This window comes from Haloplanus salinarum (assembly GCF_009762275.1).
Taxonomy (GTDB): Archaea; Halobacteriota; Halobacteria; order Halobacteriales; family Haloferacaceae; genus Haloplanus; species Haloplanus salinarum.
Genome location: NZ_CP034345.1, coordinates 2,189,072 through 2,211,734 on the forward strand (window position 1 = coordinate 2,189,072; position 22,663 = coordinate 2,211,734).

At 67.5% G+C, this 22,663-nt stretch carries 22 protein-coding genes; 8 read left to right on the forward strand and 14 right to left on the reverse strand.

All coding sequences use genetic code 11. From position 1 onward, the window contains the following. Positions 1–108: 108 nt before the first annotated feature. Together EI982_RS12605 and EI982_RS12610 are read left to right on the forward strand one after the other, a co-directional pair. Positions 109–1,116 carry an agmatinase family protein gene (locus EI982_RS12605; protein WP_157690036.1) on the forward strand — a complete coding sequence of 336 codons (1,008 nt, stop codon included), beginning with the start codon at positions 109–111 and terminating at the stop codon, positions 1,114–1,116. A gap of 239 nt (positions 1,117–1,355) precedes the next feature. Then, complete coding sequence (locus EI982_RS12610; protein WP_157690037.1) at positions 1,356–1,583, forward strand: YgaP family membrane protein; 228 nt, start codon at positions 1,356–1,358, stop codon at positions 1,581–1,583. A 171-nt stretch (positions 1,584–1,754) separates the two neighbouring features. Here the strand turns inward: EI982_RS12610 and EI982_RS12615 are convergent, their stop codons facing one another. Continuing rightward, positions 1,755–2,396: a type 1 glutamine amidotransferase gene (locus EI982_RS12615; RefSeq protein ID WP_157690038.1), complete on the reverse strand. Its 642-nt coding sequence runs from the start codon at positions 2,394–2,396 to the stop codon at positions 1,755–1,757. A gap of 148 nt (positions 2,397–2,544) precedes the next feature. On the opposite strand from EI982_RS12615, the gene EI982_RS12620 reads away from it, so the two are divergent. Next, the gene (locus EI982_RS12620; protein ID WP_199243617.1) at positions 2,545–3,858 is read left to right on the forward strand and encodes a glutamine synthetase family protein; all 1,314 of its coding nucleotides are present in this window, start codon (positions 2,545–2,547) and stop codon (positions 3,856–3,858) included. Here EI982_RS12620 and EI982_RS12625 read toward each other — a convergent pair. The 3 genes from EI982_RS12625 to EI982_RS12635 form a co-directional block, all read right to left on the reverse strand. Further along, positions 3,855–5,201 (reverse strand): aspartate aminotransferase family protein, encoded by a 1,347-nt coding sequence (locus EI982_RS12625; protein ID WP_157690039.1) that lies wholly within the window; start codon positions 5,199–5,201, stop codon positions 3,855–3,857. The two genes, EI982_RS12620 and EI982_RS12625, sit on opposite strands and share 4 nt — an antisense overlap. 121 nt (positions 5,202–5,322) lie before the next feature. Continuing rightward, positions 5,323–6,144, reverse strand: coding sequence for an ABC transporter permease (locus EI982_RS12630; RefSeq protein WP_157690040.1), 822 nt, complete (start codon positions 6,142–6,144; stop codon positions 5,323–5,325). Beyond that, positions 6,141–7,040: an ABC transporter permease gene (locus EI982_RS12635; RefSeq protein ID WP_157690041.1), complete on the reverse strand. Its 900-nt coding sequence runs from the start codon at positions 7,038–7,040 to the stop codon at positions 6,141–6,143. Before EI982_RS12635 ends, EI982_RS12630 begins: the two co-directional genes overlap by 4 nt. Before the next feature lie 212 nt (positions 7,041–7,252). On the opposite strand from EI982_RS12635, the gene EI982_RS12640 reads away from it, so the two are divergent. The 5 genes from EI982_RS12640 (at position 7,253) to EI982_RS12660 (ending at position 13,504) form a co-directional block, all read left to right on the forward strand. Then, positions 7,253–8,500 (forward strand): ABC transporter substrate-binding protein, encoded by a 1,248-nt coding sequence (locus EI982_RS12640; RefSeq protein WP_157690042.1) that lies wholly within the window; start codon positions 7,253–7,255, stop codon positions 8,498–8,500. A 54-nt stretch (positions 8,501–8,554) separates the two neighbouring features. Next, positions 8,555–9,646, forward strand: a complete 1,092-nt coding sequence (locus tag EI982_RS12645; protein WP_157690043.1) for an ABC transporter ATP-binding protein — start codon at positions 8,555–8,557, stop codon at positions 9,644–9,646. Between the two features lie 115 nt (positions 9,647–9,761). Further along, positions 9,762–10,250 carry an Lrp/AsnC family transcriptional regulator gene (locus EI982_RS12650; protein ID WP_157690044.1) on the forward strand — a complete coding sequence of 163 codons (489 nt, stop codon included), beginning with the start codon at positions 9,762–9,764 and terminating at the stop codon, positions 10,248–10,250. 152 nt (positions 10,251–10,402) lie between these two features. Continuing rightward, positions 10,403–12,088, forward strand: a complete 1,686-nt coding sequence (locus EI982_RS12655) for an aldehyde ferredoxin oxidoreductase family protein (RefSeq protein ID WP_157690045.1) — start codon at positions 10,403–10,405, stop codon at positions 12,086–12,088. Between the two features lie 99 nt (positions 12,089–12,187). Continuing rightward, entirely contained in the window at positions 12,188–13,504 is a 1,317-nt protein-coding gene (locus EI982_RS12660) for an aspartate aminotransferase family protein (protein ID WP_157690046.1), read from the forward strand. Positions 13,505–13,508: 4 nt separating this feature from the next. On the opposite strand, the gene EI982_RS12665 is transcribed toward EI982_RS12660, so the two are convergent. The 10 genes from EI982_RS12665 to EI982_RS12710 form a co-directional block, all read right to left on the reverse strand. Next, positions 13,509–13,982: a DUF6789 family protein gene (locus EI982_RS12665; protein ID WP_157690047.1), complete on the reverse strand. Its 474-nt coding sequence runs from the start codon at positions 13,980–13,982 to the stop codon at positions 13,509–13,511. Between the two features lie 139 nt (positions 13,983–14,121). Then, positions 14,122–15,021 carry an ornithine carbamoyltransferase gene (gene argF, locus EI982_RS12670; protein WP_157690048.1) on the reverse strand — a complete coding sequence of 300 codons (900 nt, stop codon included), beginning with the start codon at positions 15,019–15,021 and terminating at the stop codon, positions 14,122–14,124. Next, positions 15,018–16,082 (reverse strand): [LysW]-lysine hydrolase, encoded by a 1,065-nt coding sequence (locus tag EI982_RS12675; RefSeq protein ID WP_157690049.1) that lies wholly within the window; start codon positions 16,080–16,082, stop codon positions 15,018–15,020. Before EI982_RS12675 ends, argF begins: the two co-directional genes overlap by 4 nt. Positions 16,083–16,084: 2 nt before the next feature. Beyond that, the gene (locus EI982_RS12680) at positions 16,085–17,206 is read right to left on the reverse strand and encodes an aspartate aminotransferase family protein (protein WP_157690050.1); all 1,122 of its coding nucleotides are present in this window, start codon (positions 17,204–17,206) and stop codon (positions 16,085–16,087) included. After that, a complete protein-coding gene (locus tag EI982_RS12685; RefSeq protein WP_157690051.1) occupies positions 17,203–18,027 on the reverse strand; it encodes an acetylglutamate/acetylaminoadipate kinase in 825 nt (274 codons plus the stop codon). The genes EI982_RS12680 and EI982_RS12685 overlap by 4 nt, the downstream gene beginning before the upstream one ends. 100 nt (positions 18,028–18,127) lie before the next feature. Next, positions 18,128–19,165: an N-acetyl-gamma-glutamyl-phosphate reductase gene (gene argC / locus EI982_RS12690; RefSeq protein ID WP_157690052.1), complete on the reverse strand. Its 1,038-nt coding sequence runs from the start codon at positions 19,163–19,165 to the stop codon at positions 18,128–18,130. Next, positions 19,162–20,022 (reverse strand): lysine biosynthesis protein LysX, encoded by an 861-nt coding sequence (gene lysX / locus EI982_RS12695; RefSeq protein WP_157690053.1) that lies wholly within the window; start codon positions 20,020–20,022, stop codon positions 19,162–19,164. Before lysX ends, argC begins: the two co-directional genes overlap by 4 nt. Further along, positions 20,022–21,254 (reverse strand): argininosuccinate synthase, encoded by a 1,233-nt coding sequence (locus EI982_RS12700; protein WP_157690054.1) that lies wholly within the window; start codon positions 21,252–21,254, stop codon positions 20,022–20,024. Before EI982_RS12700 ends, lysX begins: the two co-directional genes overlap by 1 nt. A gap of 261 nt (positions 21,255–21,515) precedes the next feature. Beyond that, positions 21,516–22,361 (reverse strand): uroporphyrinogen-III C-methyltransferase, encoded by an 846-nt coding sequence (gene cobA / locus EI982_RS12705; protein WP_199243619.1) that lies wholly within the window; start codon positions 22,359–22,361, stop codon positions 21,516–21,518. Then, complete coding sequence (locus EI982_RS12710; RefSeq protein ID WP_157690056.1) at positions 22,358–22,660, reverse strand: DUF6360 family protein; 303 nt, start codon at positions 22,658–22,660, stop codon at positions 22,358–22,360. Before EI982_RS12710 ends, cobA begins: the two co-directional genes overlap by 4 nt. Between the last annotated feature and the right edge of the window lie 3 nt (positions 22,661–22,663).

Consider the following 22,663-nt stretch of genomic DNA (forward strand, 5'->3'; position numbering starts at 1 on the left):
CGGCACGCTTTACATCGCCGACACGGTAGCCTCCGCCATGCGACCGCTCACTACCACCGGCCGTCGCGTGCGACAGCGAGACGTCGACTGGCGCCGACGGAGGGCTCGATGACCGACCCTCGTCGGACGCCGGCCGCCGCGTTCCGTGACGCTCACGACGGGGCGGGCGTCGAGATGGCCTACGCCGGGCACAACACGTTCCTCAAGGGCGATCCGTGCGACGTCGACGACGTCGCCGCCGACGTGGGTGTCCTCGGTGCCCCCTACGACGGCGCCCTGAGCAACCGCCCGGGCGCCCGCTACGGTCCCGAGGCGCTCCGGCGGGCGAGCGCGTGGTGGGCCTACCTCTCGAACTACAAGGGCGGGCTCACGAACGTCAACACCGGGGCGCAGGTCGACTTCTCCGACCTCTCGGTCGCCGACTGCGGCGACGTCCCCGTCTTCCCGATGGATCGCGAGCGGACGGCGGAGAGCATCGAGGCCCACGTCGCGACGGTCGCCGAGCGGGCGTTTCCGGTGCTGCTCGGCGGCGACCACTACTGCACCTACCCCGCCGTCCGCGGGTTCGCCGAGGGTGCCGGCCACGACACCGTCGGCCTCGTTCAGATCGACGCCCACAGCGATACGGTGACCGAGAGCCCCGTCTTCGGGGGCCACTACCACGGGTCGAGTACGCGCCTCGTCGCCGAGAGCCCGTGGAGCGACTACGAACACGTCAGCCAGGTGGGCATCCGCGGCTACGAGGGCCCCGACTTCGCCGAGTTCGTCGCCGAATCGGGGATCGACTGCTACACGATGCGGGACGTCCACGAACGCGGGATCACGGACGTCGTCACGAGCGCCGTCCAGGCCGCCGCCGCCGGGACCGACGCGGTCTACGTCACCTTCGACATCGACGCCGTGGATCCGGGCGTCGCGCCGGGCACCGGGACGCCGGAGCCCGACGGGCTCAGTTCCCACCAGGCGCTCCGGGCGATGGAGGTCCTGGGCACCCACGACGCCGTCGGCGCCGCCGACCTGATGGAGGTCTCGCCGACCCACGATCCGACCGACTCGACCGACATCCTCGGGGCCTTCCTCCTCGTGACGCTGCTCGAACGGCTGTTCGCCGAGTGAGTCATACTGGGTATCGTAAGTCAGTACCGGTGGTTCGCCGGACTGTCCTGGCGACCCACCGGTACACCGTTACAATAATCCGTCTCTGTTGAAACGCTCAACGGCTGATAGGAACTGTGTGCTGAATAGGGAGCGCGTATCCGTCACGTAGGCCGACGGTGGTTACGCACCCGAACGGGTCTTGCAAGAATAGTGCACAACCGAGGCATTGTTAACATACAGTAGCGCGACTCCATAATATGGACGTCAATGTCGGAGCCACCGATAAATCAGTGCGGACAATAGTCGGTGCAGTCGCCGGAGTGCTTTCCCTTGCGATTCTCGTCGGGCAGCTCGCCGCGCCAGCTCTTGCCTCACCGGCGCTCGGTGTCGTTGCGCTCATCATGCTTGGAACGGCAGCGACTCGCTCCTGTCCAGTCTACTCCGTCCTGGGCATGAGTACGTGCCCGCGAAACGCTGGGCCGTAGGGCGTCGAATCGAGAACGCTGTTGTCCTTCCGACCACGTAGGGAAACGACGAACCCGACTAGCCTAGGTAGAGATAGCGTCAACGGGACGTGCTGCATACAGCCTCTGTATTCAGCACACCAACTGAGACCGATCACTGCCTGAGGGTTTCAACAAGGCCAATAATCCGTATCAGTCGGCCCGCCGCTCACAGACCGCGGCGAAGTTGGTGATCGTCGCCGTCGCGTTCGAGTCAGCGAAGTCGTACCCGCCCCGCGACCAGTCGCTCGGGTTGTCCTCGACGCGCTCGGTGAACTCGGGGTGGTACTGCACCGTCCAGATCGGCGCCGACTCGTGTCGGGTACAGAAGTAGTCGTTGTAGTCGGTCGTCGCGATGGTTTCCATCCCCCGACCGGGCTCGACGACGAGGTCGGCGTGCAGGACGGGCACCACGTCGCCGACGCCGTCGAGGACCGGGTCGTCCGGCGCCGTCACGTCCATCCCGACGAACGTCGCCCGGCGTCGGTCCTCCACGACCCGTCCGCCGAGGGCGTCGTTGACGAGTTGGTGACCGAAACAGATCCCCAACAGCGGCACTCCGCTGTCGAGACACGACGCCACCAGGTCGCGCTGCCGGTCGATAAACGCGTGGTCCTCCTCGTAGACGCTGGCGGTGCTCCCGCTGATGATCACGCCGTCGTAGACGTCCAGATCGGGGGTCTCCGGATCGTCCGCGTACACGTGATACTCGCCGTCCGGCGTGAGACGTTCGATCTCCGGCCCGAGATACCGGTAGTCCGGCTGTACTTCGTCGTCGAGGACGAGTATCGTCATTGTCGGATGGAGGCTCTCCGATACAATAAAGCGTTCCGTGATCGGTTCGTGTCCGAATCGAGCGTGCTACGTTGGACGCCCTCCACGACTGAGGAAAATACAAATACTCCGCGTCGCACACGGAGGACGATGCATCACCGAGGGACCCATGACCAGTGACGACGGCACGGAGATGGAGCGGCGCATCGAGTCGGCGGACGTCGACCACGTGTTCGTCGAGTTCGGGGACATCAACGGCATCTCCCGCTCGAAACAGGTGCGGGCGGACTACTTCCTCGACAACTGGCGGGACGGCTTCCCGATGAACCTGCTCCTGCTGGTCCAGACGCCGCGCAGCGAGGTGCCCACGGGAAGCGGTTTCGGCGCGGAGATCGATTACGGCGACGGCACCGTCCACCCCGACCCCTCGACGTTCCGACGCCTGCCCTGGCGGGACGACGCCGCCCGCGTCATCTGTGACCTGCACTACGACGGCGAGCCCGTCGCGGCGGCGCCGCGGACCGTCCTCCGCTCCGTGCTCTCGCGGCTGGAGGCGGCGTTCGACTACCGGTGGTATCTCGGGAGCGAACTGGAGTTCTACCTGCTGGATCCGGTCGACGGCGGCTACGAACCCGCGACCGACCACAAACACGAGTGTATCACTTGGGCCACCGAGGCGGTCGCCCCCTTCTACGACCGACTCACCGACTACGCCGACGACTACGGCGTCGACCTGACCTCCCTCCAGCACGAACACGGCCCCGGCCAGCTGGAGGTACTCTTCGACTACGGCCGTCCCCTGTCCCAGGCGGACACGACCTTCGACTTCAAGCGACTGGTGAAACGGACCGCACGCCTCGTCGACCAGCGGGCGACGTTCATGGCGAAACCCTTCGGCGACCGCGAAGGGAGCGGCTACCACCTCCACGTCTCCGCCTTCGACGGCGACGAGAACGTCTTCGCCCCCGCGGACGACGGCGCCCTTTCGACGTTCGGCCGGCACTTCGTCGGCGGCGTCCTGGCGCATGCCGACGCCCTCACCGCGGTCGGGGCGCCGACGCTCAACGCGTTCAAGCGGTTCGACCCGGACGGGTTCGCACCGTACACGGCGTCCTGGGGGGCGGACAACCGCATGACCGGGATCCGGGTGCCGAGGGGGACCCCGCGGATCGAGAACCGGATGCCGAGCGCCGGCGCGAACCCGTATCTCGTCGCCGCGGCGACGCTCGCGGCCGGCTACGACGGCCTGCGCCGCGAACTCGATCCGGGTGATCCGATCGAAGGCGACCCAACGGGCGCGGCGCCGCGACTGCCCGGGTCCCCCGAGGCGGCGCTGCGTGCGCTGGAGGCGGATTCGAAGCTCACGGACCTGCTCGGCGAGGACCTCGTCCGGGCCTACACCGCGAGCAAGCGGCGGGAACTGGAGTCGTTCCGCGAGACCGTGACCGACTGGGAGCGGACCCAGTACGTCGAGACGCTCTAGCCCTGTTCCTCGGCGAGCCGCGGCGCGATCTCCTTGAACGCCTCCAGATGTTCGTCGATGTGGCGTTTCTCGTGTTGGACCGAGATGGTCCACTGCTGTGACGCGTCGTGGGGGTGGGGGACGACCCCCTGGTTGAGCATCCCGAACCAGAAGTTCTCGTGGAACTCCACGTCGACGTGATCGAGATAGTCGCGGTAGTCCTCGATCCGGCGGTCGGTGAACGAGACGATTCCCTGGGAGTTGACGCTCTCGACGTGGCCGGTGATGCCGGCGTCGGCCATGATCTCCTCGTAGCCCGCGGCGAGTCGCTCCCCGAGGTCGTTGACGTGTCGGTAGGCGTCCTCGGTGAGGACGTCTTGGAGGACCGTCTTGACGACGCGGGCGACCAGCGGGTTCCCGTTGTAGGTGCCGTAGTGGGCGGTGTGATCCTCGATGACGGACATGACCTCCTCGCGGCCGCCGAAAGCACCCACGGGGAAGTTGCCGCCGATGCTCTTTGCCATCGTCACGAGGTCGGGTTCGACGTCGTAATACTCCGCCGCACCGCCCGGAGCGATCTTCACGCCGGTCTTGACCTCGTCGAAGATGTAGACGACGCCGTACTCGTCACAGAGTTCCCGGAGCCCCTGCAGGAACCCGTCGTACGGTTGCGTGACGCCCTTGGCGAGGACGACCGGCTCGACGATCAGCGCGCCGATCTCGTTGACGTGTTCGTCGAGGATGTCCTCGACGGCGTCGAGGTCGTTGAACGGGGCGACCTCGACGGTCTCGGCCACCTCGTCCGGAATCCCGTCGCTCTCGACGACCTTGTTCGGGCGCTTCGGGTGGCCGACCTGTCCCGCCGGGGTCGACTTGCTGATGAGGGCGTAGTCGTGGACGCCGTGGTAGGACCCCTCGATCTTCAGGAGCTTGTCCCGCCCGGAGTAGGCGCGGGCGACCCGGATGGCGTGCATGGTGCTCTCGGTGCCGCTGTTCGTGAACCGCACCTTGTCGACCATCGACCACCGCTTTTTCAGCTCCGCCGCGGCCTCCCCGAGCAGTTCGTGGGGGTGGGTGTACAGCGTTCCATCCGAGAGCTGATCGGCCGCGGCCTCGGTCACCGCGGGGTGTGCGTGGCCGACCATGCCGGCTCCGTTGTTCATGTCGAAGTCGACGTAGGCGTTGCCGTCGACGTCGTGGAGGTGGACGCCTTCGGCCCGGTCGACGACGAAGGGATACGGGTCCCAGGCGCGGTAGGTGCTCGCGACGCCGGCGGGAACGTCCTCCGTGAGACGTTCGTAGGCCCGCTCGCTCTCGGCGGTCCGCTCGCGATACCGCGCCTCGTAGTCGCTCCAGAGATCCATAGGTGCGGCTAGACCGCTCGAAATTTAAAATTTTGTATCGTATACCACATTCGAGAATATTATAGAACTCAGTACATCTTTACGAGCCATCGTCGTACGGAATTGCATCCGACTGCCGGCGTCAGTCGGTGAAGTAGTAGCTGATGAGGACCAGCGAGATGCTGAACAGGAGCACGAGGGTGCTGATGGCGTTGATGACCGGGCTCGTACCGTGTTGGATCTTCGACCAGATGTAGATGGGGAGGGTGTTTTTCACGCCGCTGGTAAAAAACGCGATGAGGAAGTCGTCGAAGGAGAGCGTGAAGGCAAAGAGCGCGCCGCTGACGATGCCGGGCATGAGGATCGGCAGGGTGACGCGGCGGTAGGCCTGCCACCGGCTCGCGCCGAGGTCACGTGCCGCCTCCTCCATGGCCGGGTCGAACCCTCGGAGCCGCGAGGTGACGGTGATGAGGACGAACGGCGTGACGAACACCAGCTGTCCGATCATGACCGTCTTCAGCGACGTCGAGATGCCGATGTAGTTGAACCAGTTGAGCAGCGCCACCCCGAGGATGAGGCCGGGAATGGTCATCGGCGCGACCACGAGCAGGCGATAGAGGCTCTTGAGTTTGAAGTCGTACCGGACGAGGGTGACGGCCCCGAGGGTACCGAGCACCGTCGCGACCGTCGTGACGACGGCGCCGACGTAGAGGCTGTTCACCGCGGCGTCGATCAGCCGGCTGTTGGCCGCGAGTTGCCGGTACCACCGGAACGTGAAGCCGTCCCAGGGGACCGTCGAGAAGGTCCCCCGCTCGAAGGAGAAGACGATGAGGACGATGATGGGCGCATAGAGGAACAGGAAGACCAGCGCCGACCAGGCGCGGATCCAGTTGCGTTCGACGAATCGGACGACCGACGCCACGGAGAACTCGGTTCCCCGCTCGTGTTGCGACTGCGTGCTCATTGGAACATCTCCTCCAGGTTGACGTAGCCGAGCAGCGACCACAGCACCCCGACGACGACGATCATCAGGACGCTCCCGAGCGCGGCGCCCATCGGCCAGTCACCGCCGATGCCGAACTCGTAGGCGATCCGGGTCCCCATGAACAGTTCGCCGCCGCCGAGCATCGCGGGGACGATGTACGCCCCCATGCTGAAGATGAACACGAAGATGAACCCCCCGACGAGCCCCGACAGCGACAGCGGGAGGACGATCCGGCGGAACACGGCGTACCGCGAGGCGCCCAGGTCGTAGGCGGCCTCGATGATCTCGCCGTCGATCTTTTCGAGACTCGAGTACAGCGGGAGGATCATGAACGGCAACCACAGATACGTCAGCCCGAGCCAGATGGAGAACTGGGTGTTGATGATCCACTCGAGGGGCTGGTTCAGGATACCGACCGCGATGAGCGCGGAGTTGAGGACGCCCTGAGAACCCAGGATGATCTTCCACCCGTAGACGCGGACGATGAAGTTCGTCCAGAAGGGGATCATCACCAGCACCGCGAGTTGGTTCTTGTACCGCCCGCCGAACCGGGCGATGTAGTACGCGAGCGGGTACGCGACGACGGCCGCCGTCACCGTCGTCAACACCGCGAGCGTCGTCGTGTTCACGAACGCGGTCCGGTTGACGAACTCCGTGAACACCGCCAAGAAGTTCCGGATCCCGTAGTCCGGGATCAGCACCAGGTCCTCCATGCGCATCGACGCGATGTAGAACATGATGAGCACCGGGCCGATGAAGAACAGCAGCTCCAGCAACACCAGCGGCCCCGCGGTCACGAGGAGGTCCCGGGAGATGGGTGGTGATTCGAACAGAGACCAACCTCCCTTCGATTCTTGAGACGCTTGTTCTGCCATGGCTCAGATTAGTAATACTATGTCCAATATATGTTGTGGTGGCCACCGATCGTCCCGATCGACGGGACCACGGCCGGGCGGCGCCGGCGAAAGTAGACACGTGGTACGGTGTGACGATTAATACATGGACTTCATTCATAAATAGAGTACATAATCAGATCTTGTCCGAAACAAGGAGTAAGTATAAGTCGTTAGATTTTGCATTGGTGTGTATGACGGATTCGAGGTCGAACGCGGGCGAGGGTGGCGTATCGAACGGATCGGGCCGTCGTGCCTTCCTGGTGGCGGCGGGCAGCGTCGGGGCCGCGGGGCTCGCGGGCTGTGCCGGCCGTCGTGAGGTCGGCGGCGGCGGCGACGGCGGCGACGGCGGCGACGGCAGCGATGGCGGCGACGGTGGTTCCGACGGGACGACCACCGGAAGCGCCTCCGGTGACGGGAACACGTTGAACATCCTGACCTGGGAGGGGTACGGCACCGACGAAATCGTCAGCGAGTTCGAGAGCGAACACGACGCGACGGTCAACATCAAACTCCTCTCGAGCGACCCGGAAGGGTTCAACACGCTCCAGAGCGGCGGGACGGAGACCTTCGATCTCCTGACGCTGAACAACACGTGGGCACAGCGTCACGCCCAGGCGGGCACGATCGAACCGCTCGACCCCGCGGACTACCCCGAGCGGGAGAACTTCTTGGAGCGGTTCCAGGAGCCGTTCAGTTCGTTCCGCCACGACGACGAGATGTACGCCCTCCCGACGCGGTGGGGCTGGGACACGCTCACCGTGAACACGGATCAGGTCCCCGAGGAGCATTACCAGTCGTACGAGACCCTCTGGACCGGCGGGCCGAACGGCGAGTACGAGGGGAAGATCGGCATCATGGACTGGCCGACGTGGAACATCCCGAAGATCGCGCTCTCGCTCGGCTACCCGCCCTTCGAGCAGACGGAGTCACAGCTCGAGGACATCCGCTCGAAGCTCGTCGACATGTTCTCGAACATGAACGCCGTCTACTCCGGGACCAGCGCGATCCGGCAGGCGTTCCTGCAGGAGGACATCGTGATGGCGCCCGTCGGCAACTTCGCGATGAGCCAGCTCCGCGCCGAGGGCAACGACTGGGTCGACGTCGTCATCCCGGAGCAGGGCGGGATGCAGTGGACCGAGGGGCTCTGCATCGTGAAGAACCCGACCAATCGGGAGCTCGCCGTCGAGTTCCAGCGGAAGATCATCTCCGCACAGGGGCAGTACAACGTCGCCTGGAAGCCCTCCGCGAAGAGCCCGCCGGTCAACACCGAGTCCTTCGACATGTTCGACGACAGCCAACAGCAGGCGCTCATGTTCAACGAGGACGGGTTCGACGCCGCGGCGGAGATCTCCCAGAACACGACGCCCTACGAGTTCTCGCCGATCACCGACACCTGGACCGACCTCTGGACCGAGGCGAAAGCCCGGGCCGGGATCTGAGCGGTCGGAACCGAACGATCCATGAGTTCACCACGACTATCCCCCGACAGTGAGATGACCGACGGGACTGTCCAAGAGACCGGGCGGATACAGCTAGAGGCGCTCCGGAAGGAGTACGGCGACCTCGTCGCGGTCGAGGGCGTCGACCTCGAGATCAGGGCCGGGGAGTTCCTGACCCTGCTGGGGCCGTCGGGGTGTGGCAAATCGACGACGCTCCGCATGATCGCGGGCCTGGAGACGCCCTCCGACGGCGACGTGTTCATCAGCGGAAACCGCGTGACTCCGCTCTCCGCGAACGAGCGCGACACCAGCATGGTGTTCCAGGAGTGGGCGCTGTTCCCCCACATGACCGTCAAGGAGAACGTCGCGTTCGGCCTCGAGATGGACGGCGTCCCGGCCGACGAGCGGGACCGCCGCATCGACGACATCCTCGAACTCGTCGAACTCCCGGACTACCACGACCGGCGGGCGACGGAGCTGTCCGGCGGACAGAAACAGCGCGTGGCCATGGCCCGGGCGCTCGTCCGCGAACCCGACGTCCTCCTGCTCGACGAGCCGTTGGCGAGTCTCGACCGGAAGCTCCGCCAGCACATGGAGGTCGAACTGAAGAAGATCCAGGAGGAACTCGGCATCACCTTCCTCTACGTGACTCACGACCAGGAGGAGGCGCTGACGATGAGCGACCGGATCGCGGTCATGAACGACGGGCGGATCGAACAGGTGGGCGAGGCCAGCGAGGTGTACGAACACCCCGAGACGACCTTCGTGGCGAACTTCCTCGGCGAGACGAACCTCTTCGAGGGGACCTACGAGGCCGGCGACGGCGTCGGCACCATCAGGACCGACGGCCTCGACGTCACGGTCGAGTCCGTCGACGACGCGGACGGCCGGAACGCGGCAGCCGCCGTCCGTCCCGAGCGGGTCCAGCTAGTCGACGGCGGCGAGACGCTGAACACGACCAACGAGTGGACGGGCACCGTCGAGGACGCCATCTACAAGGGATCGATCCAGCAGTACCACGTCGACGTGGGTCCCGTCGAACTCCACGTCGAACGGCAGATCAACGAGACGACCCGCGCGTTCGACGAGGGCGCCGAAGTCTCCGTCGGGTTCCCCGCCACCTCGGGCGAACTCATCTTCGAGTGAACGTCGTCTCACTCGATCGGCGAACGATGAACCTCGTCCAAGACTTGGAAAGTTTGATACCGGGAGGAGTCGACATCGGTTCCAGACTGGTCGCGGGGAACGCGACGAGGACACTATGGACGAGAAAGACATCCGCATTCTGAAGACGGTCGCGTCGGAGGGCATCACGAGTCCGGATCGCATTCAGGAACACACCGGCATCCCGAAATCGACGGTCCACTACCGGCTCGACCAGCTCCGCGAGCGGGGCGTCCTGGAAAACGACCTCGGCGACATGGACCTCTCGAAGCTCGGCCTCGACATCACGGTCATCAGCGAGGTGTACGCCGAGTTCGACGAGGGGTACCACACGACCGTCGGCGAGAAACTCTCCGACATCGAAGGGGTAAATCAGGTGTATTTCACGATGGGTGACACCGACTTCATCGTCGTCGCCCACGTCACGAGCCGGCAGATGGTCGAGTCGCTGATCGAGGATTACGAGGCCATCGACGAGATCAGACGCACGAGTTCGCGGTTCGTCATCACGACGGTCAAACGCGAGCCGTACCCCATCAACGACTTCGGGACGGAGGCGCTGGTCGACTCGGTCGTCGAGGACTGAGACGCGCCCGCCGCCCCGACCCACACTCCTGCGCGCGCCGAGTGGTTGTATCACGTCCCAACATCGTGGCGTAACCTGTATTGTCTCCGCATCGAATAGGTTCGGGAGGACACACAACAACATTTATTGAGAGCACAGGACAGTATTCGAATATGATACACGACACCGGACCGCTACTGGCGCTCGACGTCGGGGAGCGCGAGGCGACGACGGCCGACATCGACACGATCCAGGAACGGTACATCGGCGGCCGCGGCGTGGCGACGCGTCTGGCCCACGAGCGCATCCCCTTCGACGCCGATCCGCTCGGTCCGGAGAACCGGCTCGTGTTCACGACGGGGCCCATGCAGGCCTCGACGATGAGCTTCACCGGGCGGATGAACTGTACGGGCATCTCGCCACTGACCGACGGTCTGCTGTCGAGCAACGCCGGCGGGTTCATGTCGCGGAACTTCGTGGACACGGGGTACGGGGCGGTCGAGATTGCCGGCCAGAGCGACGAACTGCTGGCGATCCACGTCCGCGACGACGGCGTCGAGTTCGAACCCGTCCCGGACCTCGCGGGGGCGACCGTCCCGGAGACGGTCGACTACCTCGAAGCCGAACACGGCATCGGCAGCGATCGGACGGCGGTGATCGGCCCGGCCGGCGAAAACGAGGTCCGGTTCGCGTCCATCATGACCTCCGAGGAGCGCGCCTTCGGCCGCGGCGGTCTCGGGGCGGTCATGGGCGCGAAGAACGTCAAGGCGATCACCGTCGGCGGCGACGCCGACCGCGGGATCGAGATCGACGCGACCCAGAACGAGGTCCACCGCGAGGCGGCGACGGCCGACGACATCATGAAACGGCAGGGGACCGTCGCGGTGATGGAGTTGGCGAACGAGGTCGAGGGACTCCCCTCCTACTACTTCTCCGAGCGACAGTTCGAGGGCGTCGACGGGATCGACGGCGCGGCAGTGGAGGAGAAGAAGTACAAGAAAGGCACCTGTTCGGCCTGTGCCTTCGCCTGCAAACTGCCGACGAAGGACGAGGCGGCGGGCGTCGAGACGGAGGGCCCGGAGTTCGAGGTAGCGATGGCCTTCGGCTCGAACTCCGGCGTCGACGACATCGTCGAGGTGATGAAGTCGAACGAGCTCTGTGACCGCTACGGGCTGGACGCCATCTCCGCGGGCAACACGGTCGCGGCCTACCTCGCCGCGAACGACGCGTTCGGCGACACCGACCTGATCCACGAGACCGTCGAGAAGATCGCCCGCCGAGAGGGCGTCGGCGACATCCTCGCGGAGGGTATCGACCGCGTCCACGACGACCTGGGCGTCGAGAACTGGTCGGTCAAGGGGATGGACTTCGCCGCCCACGAGGGCCGCGTCCTCCACGGCCAGGGGCTCTCGTACGCCGTCGCCAACCGCGGCGCCGACCACATGTACGCGACCTTCTACTCCGTCGAGTATCCGCTCGTCGACGAGGAGCAGGCCCTGGAGCCCTCGGGGACGCTCGGCAAGGCCGACACCCTCGTCCACCGCGAGAACCTGATGGCGCTCAACGACAGCGGCGTCGTCTGTAAGTTCTCCCGGTCGTACATGAACCCGGACCGCTACGAGCGACTGTTCGACGCCGACATGGCGGACCTGCTCGCGGTCGGCGACCGCGTCGTGACCCTCGAACGCCACTTCAACAACCAGCGCGGGTTCGACCGCGCGGACGACCGCCTCCCCTACGACCTCCCCGACCTCGACCGGGCGCTCGACGAGTATTACGACCGCCGCGGCTGGGAGGACGGCGTCGTCCCCGACGAGGCGCTCCCCGACGACTACGGCGCGACGGCCGTCGAGGGCTGACCTCGTTCGTATACGAACCTATTTTCACCCCGAATATTGGAGCATTATTCGAGAATGCTTAATTTAATGGGAAAGCGTCCACATAGCCACGGGTAACGGATGTCACAGGAGCACACATCGAGGACGACCAACGCGACGGTCGAAGCGCAGTACGAGGAGTACCTGATGCCGATCTGGAAGGAGCTGAACGTCCCGGTGCGGCGGGCCGACGGGTGGACCGTCGAGGACTTCGACGGCAACGAGTATCTGGACGTCTTCTCGGGCATCTCCGTGACGAACGTCGGCCACGGCAACGAGGCGGTCGTCGAGGCCGCCAAGGAGCAACTCGACGAGTTCGTCCACGGCTGTACGTACGTCCACCCCCACCAGCCCGCGGCGGAACTGGGCGAGAAACTCGCCGAGGTGACGCCGGGGGACCTGCAGAAATCCTTCTTCTGTAACTCGGGGACCGAGGCCGTCGAGGGCGCGATCAAACTCGCCCGCAAGTACACCGGCAACAAGGAAGTGCTGGCCCTGGAGATGTCGTTCCACGGCCGGACCCTCGGCAGCCTCGCGCTGACCGGCAACAAGGCCTACAAATCCGACATGGCGCCGACGATCAACGACGTCGCCCACGTCGCGCCGCCCTACGCCTACCGGTGTCAGCTGTGCGACGGCGGTCCCTGTTCGTGTGCCTGTGCCGAGGACGTCGAACGTGTCATCGACACGCACACCGCCGACGACCTCGCGGCGGTGGTCGTCGAACCGGTGATGGGCGAGGGCGGCATCATCGTCCCGCCGGAGGGGTGGCTCTCCCGGGTGCAGGAGATCGCCCACGACCACGGCGCCCTGTTGATCGTCGACGAGGTTCAGTCCGGCTACGGCCGCACCGGCGAGCTGTGGGCGTCGGACCACTTCGACGTCGTGCCCGACATCATGCCCCAGGCGAAGGGGATCGCCAACGGCCTCCCGCTGGGGGCCTTCACCGCTCGCCCGGAGATCGCCGACGCCTTCGAGTCCGGCGATCACCTCTCGACGTTCGGCGGCAACCCCGTCGCCTGTGCGGCGGCCCTCGCGACCATCGAGGAGCTACAGGGCGGTATCGTCGACGACGCCCGCGAACGGGGGGCGTGGCTGAGCGACCGCCTCGCCGACCTGGAGGCGTACGACGTCGTCGGCGAGACCCGCGGCCTCGGGCTGATGCAGGGGGTCGAACTCGTCGACCCCTCGGACACCGGCCCGATGGACGTCGCGCCCGCGCCCGATCCGAAACTCGCGAAACACGTCGGTCACCACCTCCGCGAGGCGGGCATCGTGATCGGCGTCGGTGGCTTCCACTCGAACGTCCTCCGGTTCCAGCCGCCGCTGGCCATCCCCCGCGACGAACTCGAACGGACCGTCGCCGCTATCGAGGACGCCCTCGACGACTGGGACTGACAGTCTACACCGCGTCCTCGGTCGCCACGTAGACGGCGCCGAGGACGGCCCCGTAGACGGCGTGCCACAGGAGCGACGGCGGCGCGAAGTTGGGGAACGGTGGCGACGCGGGGGAGCCGACCGCGCTCAACCAGAGCGGCATGACTAGGGCCGCGAGACCGATCCACGTCGCGACGCCCCACGCGATGCCGAGGCCGACCCGCTTCGTCGGTGTCCGCACGCCGCTCATGTCGACCAGCGCCGCGAAGACCACACCCAGCACCGCCCCGTGGGAGACGTGGACCACCATGCCGAGTCCCGGACTCGGCGGCGGCGCCAGCGCGTACAGCGACGGTATCGCGACCGCCAGCGTCGGGGCGTTCATCGCGAGGACGAGCGCCCCCATGACCAGCGCCCCGGCGACCCCGCCGATGACGCCCGCCCGCCAGTTACCGTCCAGTTCGCCGGTTCCGGTCGCGGTTTCGGTCTGTGTTGCCATGTCACACTACAGGACGAGCGGGAACAACCCCGTTCGGGGATCGGACGCGGGAGATACACGTCGCCGCCGGAGTTATGTCGACGGGGTACACAGGACAAGGGTTGGACAGTTGACTATTCGTCGTGTCCGCGGGGAGCGGCTAGTCGAGCAGTTCGACCAACAGGCCGGCTTGTGCGTGCAGGCGGTTCTCCGCCTGCTGCCAGATCAACTCGCGGTCGCTCTCGATGACGTCGTCGGTGATCTCCTCCCCGCGGTGGGCGGGCAGGCAGTGCATCACCTTGGCGTCGTGTCCGGCGAGCAGGTCCGCGTTCACCTGGTAGCCCTCGAAGGCCGACAGTTTCTCCTCGCGGACGTCCTCCTCGCCCATCGACACCCACACGTCGGTGTAGACGACGTCGGCGTCGGCGACGGCCGTCTCGGGGTCGTCGACGACCGTCGGCGCGGTCCCGAGTTCGGCCGCGCGGTCCATCACGCCCGCGTCGACGCCGTAGGACGGCGGGGTCGTGACGGTACACTCCAAGTCGGCGAGTGCCGCCCCGAGGACGAAGGACTGGGCGACGTTGTTGCCGTCGCCGATCCAGGCGACGGTCACGTCGTCGAACCCGCCGAACGCCTCGCGGATCGTCAGCAGGTCCGCGAGCGTCTGACAGGGGTGGGCGTCGTCGGTCAACCCGTTGACGACGGGCACGTCGGCGTACGCCGCCAGTTCCGCCGCGTCCGCGTGATCGAACAGCCGCGCCATGATGGCGTCGGCGTAGCCCGCGAGCGCGCGGGCGGTGTCTTTCACCGGCTCCCCCCGCCCGAGGTGGATGTCGTCCGGGCCGAGGAAGATGGCGTGGCCGCCGAGCCGCGTCATCGCCGTCTCGAAGGAGGTGCGGGTGCGTGTGCTCGGCTTCTCGAACACCATCGCGAGCGTCCGCCGGGAGAGGTCGGTGTCGTCCTCGCCGGCCTTGATCGCCGCCGCGCGGTCGAGCACCGTCTCCAGTTCCGCGGCCGTGAGGTCGTCCACGTCCAGCAGGTCGGTCGTCTCGACACTCATGCCTCTCCCTCCGTGAGCCGCTCGCAGACGTCGAGCAACACGTCGACCGACCGGTCGTACTCGGAGAGCGGAAGGTGTTCGTCGGGCGCGTGATCGAGGTCCGAGTCGCCGGGACCGTAGGTGACCATGGGGCAGTCCCACGCCGACGCGAAGACGTTCATGTCGGCCGTCCCGGTCTTGCGCAGGAGCCGCGGATCGCCGCCGGCCTCACGGATGGCCGCCCGGAACGCCCGCGCCACGGGCGTCCGCGGGCTCTCCATCACCGGCGGGACCCGGTCGTACCAGTGGACGGTGCCCGCGTCGAGTTGGCCGTCGGCCATCTCGCGGACGTCGTCGACGGTGTACTTCGGTGGAACCCGGAGCTGGATCTCCATCGTCGCCTCGACTGAGAGGCCGTCGACGCTGGCGCCCCCCTCGAACGACGTGGGCTTGCAGGTGACCCGCTCGAAGACGGGCAGATACTCGTCGGGGTCGAACTCCGCCTCGACCCGCGACCACCAGTCCATCGCGTCCTGGATCGCGTTGTTCTCCGGGCGCGAGGTGTGGCCCGACTCGCTGGTGGCGACGTACGTCCCCGCCAGCAGGCCGCGGTAGCCGAGGGTGATGCCCGTCCAGCCGCTCGGCTCGCCGTTGACGACCGCGCCGGGTTCCGGCCGGTCGCTCTCGATCACGTGTCGGGCGCCCCGGGAGTCGACCTCCTCGCCGACGACGCCGAGGAAGCTCACGCCCGTCTCGACGGCCGCGACGGCCATCGCCGCCAGCGACCCGGTCGCGTCGACGCTCCCGCGCCCCCACAGCGCCGGCTCGCCGTCCGTCGACGTGACCTCGACCGGGATGTCACCCGGCACCGTGTCGATGTGGGAGGTCAGGAGGACGGCGTCGTCCCCCGGGGCGTGGACGTTGCCCACCTCGTCGATCCGAACCTCGCGGCCGTGGGCCTCGAAGAAGTCGACGAGGCGCCGGGCCGCGGCCTCCTCCTCGCCCGAGGGCGACGGGATCTCGACTAGGTCGACGAGGAGCCGCTGGGCCGCGGTCAGTTCGGTCCCGTCGGTCTCGCTCACGGTCACAGTACCGCCTCCAGGGCCTCGACCATCCGGTCGGCGTGGTCCTCCTCGACGATCAGCGGCGGCAACAGCCGGAGGACGGTCCGCCCGGCCGGGAGCGCGAGGATCCCCTCCTCCAGCGCCAGGTCCCGCAGGAGGCGGTTCGACCCCCGCTTCACCTCGACGCCGATCATCAGCCCCTCGCCCCTGACGTCACGGACCGGGAGGTCCGCTGCCTCGATCGACTCCATCAGGTAGCTCCCCACGTCCGCGGCGTGGGTCGGGAGGTCCTCCTCGACGACGACGTCGAGGGTGGCGTTGGCGGCCGCACAGACGACGGGGCCGCCGCTGAACGTCGACCCGTGTTCGGGGTCGGCGTCGGCGATCCAGTCCGCACAGACCGTCGCGCCGAGCGGCAGGCCGCTGGCGACCCCCTTCGCGGTCGTGAGGATGTCGGGAGCGACGTCCGCGCGGTCGCAGGCCCACAGCGTTCCGGTGCGGCCGACGCCGGTCTGGATCTCGTCGAAGACGAGGGCGGCGCCGGCCTTCCGCGTAACCGAGCGTGCCCGCTTCAGGTACGACGGGGGGGCCGGGTGGATGCCGCCCTCGCCCTGGATGGGCTCCAGGAAGACCGCCGCCGTCTCCTCGTCGACCGCCTCGGCGAGTTCCTCGCCGTCGCCGTAGGTGACGAACTCGATCCCGCCCGCGAGCGGTTCGAACGGCTTCTTGTACTTGTCCTTCCAGGTCATCGCGAGGGCGCCGAGCGTCCGGCCGTGGAAGCCACGGCGGGTGGCGACGATCTTTTCCCGCCCGGTGGCGTTGCGGGCGAACTTCATCGCCGCCTCGTTGGCCTCGGTGCCCGAGTTGCACAGCCAGACGTTGTCGAGGCCGGGCGGCGACACCGTCGCCAGCTTCTCGTACAGCGTCGTCCGGGCCTCGACCGGATACGATGCCTGGACGTACAGCAGGTCCTCGGCCTGCGATTTCACGGCGTCGACGACCCGCGGGTGACAGTGACCCACGGCCGCGACGGCGTAACTCGCGCCGAAGTCGAGGTATTCGGTCCCGTCGTCGGCGTAGAGGGTCGCCCCCTCGCCGCGTTCGATCCCGATCGGCTTCTCCGAAAAGACGAATCCGCTCATGTATTCTCCAGTGCGCTCGCGTGGATATGTGTCCCGCCGTCGCCGAGCGCGTCCGTCACGGGCGCGTCGGCGTTGGCGTCGGCGACGACCACCTCGGACGCCCCCGATTCGAGGGCCTCCGTCGCGGCCATCACCTTCTTGGTCATGAACCCCTCCGCGGCGTCGGTCAGCGCGTCGTACTCCGCGGGGGTGGTCACCGAGTCGATCAGCGTCGACGGGTCGTCGGGGTCGGCGTACACGCCCGCGACGTCCGTGAGGACGACCAGCCGGGCGCCGAGCGCGCCCGCGACGGCCGCGGCCGCCCGGTCGGCGTCCGTGTTCACCGCCACGCCGTCGTCGGCGAGCATCGGCGGGCCCGCGACGGGCGTGTATCCCTCGCCAAGCAGCGACTCCAGCAGGCCGGCGTTCACCGACTCGATCCGCCCCGAGTGGTCGCCGCGCTTGATCTTCTTCTTGCCGTCCTCCACCACCCGCACTGCGGACTTCCGGGCGCCCGTGAGCAGGCCGCCGTCGACCCCCGAGAGGCCGACGGCGTCGACGCCCGCCGCGCGGAACGCCGCGACGAGGTCGGTGTTGACTTTGCCCATCGCCATCGTGAACGCCTCCATGGTCGCCTCGTCGGTGAAGCGGCCGACCACGCCGTCCGGCGTCTCGACGTACGTCGGGTCGATGTCGAGGCGATCCAGCAGGTCGTCGACCGCCGTGGAGCCGCCGTGGACGACGGCGACGGGTTCGCCCGTCTCGACCAGGTCGGCCACGTCGGCGACGGCGCCGGCCGGATCGACCGCCTTCGCACCCCCGATCTTGACGACGACGGTCACGCGAGGCACCTCCGGTGGCTCGCGTGACGCTGGAAGGCGCAGCCCGCGGAGCGGCGAACGGCGGCGCCGTGAGCCCGCGAGCAGGAACGTCTTTCTGAAGTCATGGCGCGCCCACGGGGTGGAGTCCCTGGAACGCTAGCCCTGCGGTCTCCTCGATTCCGAGGGCGACGTTCGCGGCGTGAACCGCCTGTCCGGCCGAGCCCTTCATCATGTTGTCGATGGCGGAGAACACCACCACCCGTTCGTTCCCGGGGTCGATCTCGAACCCGACCTCGCCGTAGTTGGTACCGGCGACCGCCTTCGGTTCGGGGTAGCGGTAGACGCCGCCACCGCCGGCGACGGTGCGCATGAACGGCTCGTCGCCGTAGCTCTCGCGGTAGGCGCTCCACATGTCCTTCTTCCCCACCGGCCCGTCCGGGAAGACGTGACAGGTCGCGGCCGCGCCGCGGGTCATGTCGACCGCGTGGACGGTAAAGGACACGGAGAGTCCGAGGAACTCCTCGATTTCGGCCTCGTGACGGTGGCTCGTCGGGGCGTACGGGCGGACGATGCCGGACCGCTCGGGGTGCGAGGAGGCCGCGCCGCCGCCCGCACCGCCCTCCGAGGAGCCGACCTTCACGTCGACGACGACGTCCTCGTCGCCCGAGAGGACGCCCGCGTCGAAGAGGGGCTTCAGTCCCAGGATGGTCGCCGTCGCGTTACAGCCACCGGAGGCGATCAGGTCGGCGCCGGGGAGGTTCTCGCGGTTGAGCTCCGGCAGGGCGTACTCGGCGTCGGCCAGTAGCTCCGGCCGGTCGTGGCCGTCGTACCACTCGTCGTACTGCGTCTCGCTCCCCAGCCGGAAGTCCGCGCTCAGGTCCACCACGGTGTCGGCGGCGTCCCGGAAAGCGTCGATGCGCTCCATCGAGACGCCGTGGGGCGTCGCCGCGAAGAGCACGTCGACGGGTTCGAGTTCCGACGGGTCGGTAAACCGGAGGTCCATCCCCCGGAGGTTGGGGTGCTGGTGGCCCACCGTCTTGCGCTCGTAGCTCCGGCTGGTCGCCTGGACAACCTCGAACTCCGGGTGGCCGTCGAGCAGGCGGAGGAGTTCGCCGCCAGTGAAGCCGCTGCCGCCGACGACGCTCGCGGTGTAGCTCATGCCGTCGCCTCCTGCCGGGCCTTCCCCTCCAGCCAGTCGACGATGGCCGCGGGCACGTCGAAGTCGACACAGGAGTCGAGCGCCTTGAACTCCACCGTGTGGTTCACCTCGTGGACGGTGTAGGAGTCGCCCGTCTCCATGAGGTCGACGCCCAGCAACCCGCCGCCGACGGCGTCGGAGGCCCGCTTCACGAGGTCGGCCACCTCGTCGTCGATTTCGAACTCGTTGACCTCGCCGCCCTTCGCGGCGTTGGTCAGCCAGTGGTCGGAGCTGCGGGTCATCGCCGCGACGGGCTCGCCGTCGGTGGCGACGACGCGGATGTCCCGCCCCGGCTTCTCGACGAACTCCTGGATGTAGAACACCTTGTGTTCGTAGTGGCCGAGGGTGGCCTTGTGTTCGAGGATGGCCTCGGCGGCGCTCCGGGAGTCCACCTTGGCCATCAGGCGGCCCCACGACCCGATCACCGGCTTGAGCACGCAGGGGTAGCCGAAGTCCTCGATGGATTCGAGGGCGCTGTCGGTGGTGAAGGCGACGTCGGTGTTGGGCGTCGGCACGCCCGCGGCCTCCAGGACGAGGCTGTTTTTCACCTTGTCGGCACACAGCTCCGCGGTGTCGGCCGCGTTGACCACGGGCACGCCGTAGGCGTCCAGGAAGCGCGTCACGTAGCGGCTCCGGCTCGTCGCCAGACACCGGTCGACCGCGATGTCGATGTCGTCGAACGTCTCGGGCGCGTCGCCGATGTTGAACCGCTCCTTCCGGACGTCGATTTTCGTCACCTCGTGGTCGCGGTCCCGAAGCTCCGAGAGCAGGAGCTTCTCGTCCCGCCTGATCCGCGAGTACAGCAGGCCGACGTGCATCACTCCTCGCTCCAGTCCGCGCCGTCGGTCACCGCTTCGGTTCCCTCGCCTTTGACCTTCGCCAGTACCTTCGCCGCCATGCGCTCCTGGAAGCCGTGGTACTTCGCCACGCCCGTCGCGTCGTTCTGCGTGATGTCGCCCACGTCCTCCGTGTTGAAGGAGGCGAAGGACTCGTCGTAGACGGCGTACTCGCTGTCCCGGCCGACCGGGCGGGCCTGCCCGCCCTCGAACCGGATCGTCACCGTGCCGGTGACGCGGGTCTGGGTCTCGTCGATGAAGCCCTCGAGTGCCCCCATCAGGGGCGCGTCGACCAGCCCCTCGTAGCCCTTCTGGGACCACTCGTCGTCGACGAGTTTCTTGAAGTCGCGCTCCTCTTTCGTGAGCACCAGGCTCTCCAGGGTCTCGTGGGCGTTCAGGAGCGTCGTCGCCGCCGGATGCTCGTAGTTCTCGCGCACCTTCAGCCCGAGCATCCGATCCTCCATCATGTCGGTGCGGCCGACGCCGTACTCGCCGGCCACCTCGTTGAGGTGGTCGATGAGCGCGACGGGGTCCATCTCCTCGCCGTCGACGGCGACGGGGTAGCCGTCCTCGAAGGTGATCTCGACTTCCTCGCTGTCGCCCGCGGGCGAGCGCGTCCAGTCGTAAATCTCCTCGCCCGGGACGTGACCGGGCTGTTCGAGGTCGCCGCCCTCGATCGACCGGCTCCAGAGGTTCGTGTCGATGCTCCAGACGCCCTCGTTGCCGGCCTCGACCGGCAGGTCCTTCTCGTCGGCGTACTCGATCTCCCACTCGCGGGTCAGGCCGAGTTCGCGCACGGGCGCGATGACGTCGAGGTCGGAGGCGCGCCACACGGCCTCGAACCGCAACTGGTCGTTGCCCTTCCCCGTACAGCCGTGGGCCACGGCGTCACAGTCGTGTTCCTGGGCCACGTCGAGGATGGCCTCGGCGATGACCGGCCGCGCGAGTGCCGTCCCGAGCGGGTAGCCCTGGTAGGTGGCGTTCGCCCGGACGGAGTCGAGACACACCGACGCGAACTCCGCCTTGGCGTCCACGACGTACTGTTCCAGGCCGAGCGCCTCGGCCGTCTCCTCGGCCTCGGCGAACTCCGCTTCGGGCTGGCCGACGTCGACCGTGACGCCGACGACTTCGTCGTACCCCCACTCCTCCTCCAGGAGCGGGACGCATACTGTCGTGTCGAGTCCGCCGGAGAACGCGAGTGCCACACGTGTCATTACCGGCGACTTCGCCCTTGTCGGACTTATATTCTGCGTTTTTATTATCGAAATTAAATGAGAAACGGGGCGCTCACGGACACGATGTCTGGAAATCGGAACGCGGGACTGGAGAAATGTAGTAGGTGGGCCTAACGGCCCAGTCGTCGCGGTCGGCGGACTGCGGACGTGGGGCAGACGGGTTCGGACGTACGGGACTCCGTCCGGTCCATTGTCGGAATACAGCCCGTCTCGGTACTAATACCTTGCGAACCGCCGGCGTCACTCCGTCGGAACCGCTGGGTCGTCGACGGCGTCGGCGGAACGGACGGTTCCGGCCGCCCGCAGGGCGTCGGCCACCCGGTCGCGGACCGACACCACGTCGCCGACGACGGTGACGGCCGGGGGATCGATCCCCACCTCCCGGGCGCGGTCGGTGATGGTGTCGAGCGTTCCGGTGACGGCGAACTCGTCGGGTCTGGAGGCGCGTTCGACCATGGCGACGGGCGTGTCGGGGGCGACGCCGCCCGCGCGGAGCGCCGCCACGTTGTCGGGGAGGCGGCCGACGCCCATGAGGATCACCAGCGTCCCGCCGGCGGACACCGACCGGGCGAGGGCGTCCCAGTCGAGGGCGCCCTCCTCTTTGGTCGGGTCCTCGTGACCCGTCACGACCGTCAGGCTGGACGCGTGGTCGCGGTGGGTCGCCGGGACGCCGATCAGGCTCGGCCCGGCGACGGCGCTGGTGATCCCCGGCACCACCTCGAACGGAATCCCCGCCGCCGCGAGGTGTTCGGCCTCCTCGCCGCCCCGACCGAACACGTAGGGGTCGCCGCTTTTGAGCCGCACCAGGTCGTCGCCGGCGGCCGCCCGCCGGACCAGCAGGTCGTTGATCGCAGCCTGTGTCGTCCGCTCGCCGTCGCCCCGCTTCCCGACGTCGATCCGCTCGACCGACGCCGGCGGCAGGTCGCGGATCGCCTCGCTCACGAGCGAGTCGTAGAGCACCGCGTCGGCGTCCTCGAGGAGCCGCCTTGCCTTCACCGTCAGGAGGTCCGGATCGCCCGGCCCTGCGCCGACGAGGGACACCGTTCCGGGCTGCATCCTTCGCCCCCCGCCGACGGCGTCGGTCATCGGCCGCGCCCTCCCGGGACGTCCTCGCCGGCCTCGGCGTTCGCCGCCTTGCGTTCCAGTTCGGCCGCGAGGCCCCGGGCCTGCTCCGGCGACAACGACAGGTGGTCCGCGTGGGGGGCGACGTGTTCCAGATCCGACCCGTCGAACTCCATCCGGAGCCTGACGGTCCCCGGCGCCTCGTCGGGGCGGTCCACGTCGACGACGGCCGCGGACGCGTCGCTCCAGTCCGGGCCGACGGCCTTTCCCGACACGAAGTCGAACGTCGTGTACGCGGTCACGTCGAGCAGTCTGATGGGCATCGG

Bases quoted from the DNA above. Each gene is read 5' to 3' on its own strand.
- cobA (WP_199243619.1), bottom strand. From the start codon at position 22,361: ATGACCGACGCCGTCGGCGGGGGGCGAAGGATGCAGCCCGGAACGGTG.
- EI982_RS12665 (WP_157690047.1), bottom strand. From the start codon at position 13,982: ATGGCAACACAGACCGAAACCGCGACCGGAACCGGCGAACTGGACGGT.
- lysX (WP_157690053.1), bottom strand. From the start codon at position 20,022: ATGCACGTCGGCCTGCTGTACTCGCGGATCAGGCGGGACGAGAAGCTC.
- EI982_RS12650 (WP_157690044.1), top strand. From the start codon at position 9,762: ATGGACGAGAAAGACATCCGCATTCTGAAGACGGTCGCGTCGGAGGGC.
- EI982_RS12660 (WP_157690046.1), top strand. From the start codon at position 12,188: ATGTCACAGGAGCACACATCGAGGACGACCAACGCGACGGTCGAAGCG.
- EI982_RS12610 (WP_157690037.1), top strand. From the start codon at position 1,356: ATGGACGTCAATGTCGGAGCCACCGATAAATCAGTGCGGACAATAGTC.
- EI982_RS12620 (WP_199243617.1), top strand. From the start codon at position 2,545: ATGACCAGTGACGACGGCACGGAGATGGAGCGGCGCATCGAGTCGGCG.
- argC (WP_157690052.1), bottom strand. From the start codon at position 19,165: ATGAGCTACACCGCGAGCGTCGTCGGCGGCAGCGGCTTCACTGGCGGC.
- argF (WP_157690048.1), bottom strand. From the start codon at position 15,021: ATGAGTGTCGAGACGACCGACCTGCTGGACGTGGACGACCTCACGGCC.
- EI982_RS12710 (WP_157690056.1), bottom strand. From the start codon at position 22,660: ATGCCCATCAGACTGCTCGACGTGACCGCGTACACGACGTTCGACTTC.
- EI982_RS12640 (WP_157690042.1), top strand. From the start codon at position 7,253: ATGACGGATTCGAGGTCGAACGCGGGCGAGGGTGGCGTATCGAACGGA.
- EI982_RS12645 (WP_157690043.1), top strand. From the start codon at position 8,555: ATGACCGACGGGACTGTCCAAGAGACCGGGCGGATACAGCTAGAGGCG.
- EI982_RS12700 (WP_157690054.1), bottom strand. From the start codon at position 21,254: ATGACACGTGTGGCACTCGCGTTCTCCGGCGGACTCGACACGACAGTA.
- EI982_RS12635 (WP_157690041.1), bottom strand. From the start codon at position 7,040: ATGGCAGAACAAGCGTCTCAAGAATCGAAGGGAGGTTGGTCTCTGTTC.
- EI982_RS12605 (WP_157690036.1), top strand. From the start codon at position 109: ATGACCGACCCTCGTCGGACGCCGGCCGCCGCGTTCCGTGACGCTCAC.
- EI982_RS12625 (WP_157690039.1), bottom strand. From the start codon at position 5,201: ATGGATCTCTGGAGCGACTACGAGGCGCGGTATCGCGAGCGGACCGCC.
- EI982_RS12680 (WP_157690050.1), bottom strand. From the start codon at position 17,206: ATGAGCGGATTCGTCTTTTCGGAGAAGCCGATCGGGATCGAACGCGGC.
- EI982_RS12630 (WP_157690040.1), bottom strand. From the start codon at position 6,144: ATGAGCACGCAGTCGCAACACGAGCGGGGAACCGAGTTCTCCGTGGCG.
- EI982_RS12655 (WP_157690045.1), top strand. From the start codon at position 10,403: ATGATACACGACACCGGACCGCTACTGGCGCTCGACGTCGGGGAGCGC.
- EI982_RS12615 (WP_157690038.1), bottom strand. From the start codon at position 2,396: ATGACGATACTCGTCCTCGACGACGAAGTACAGCCGGACTACCGGTAT.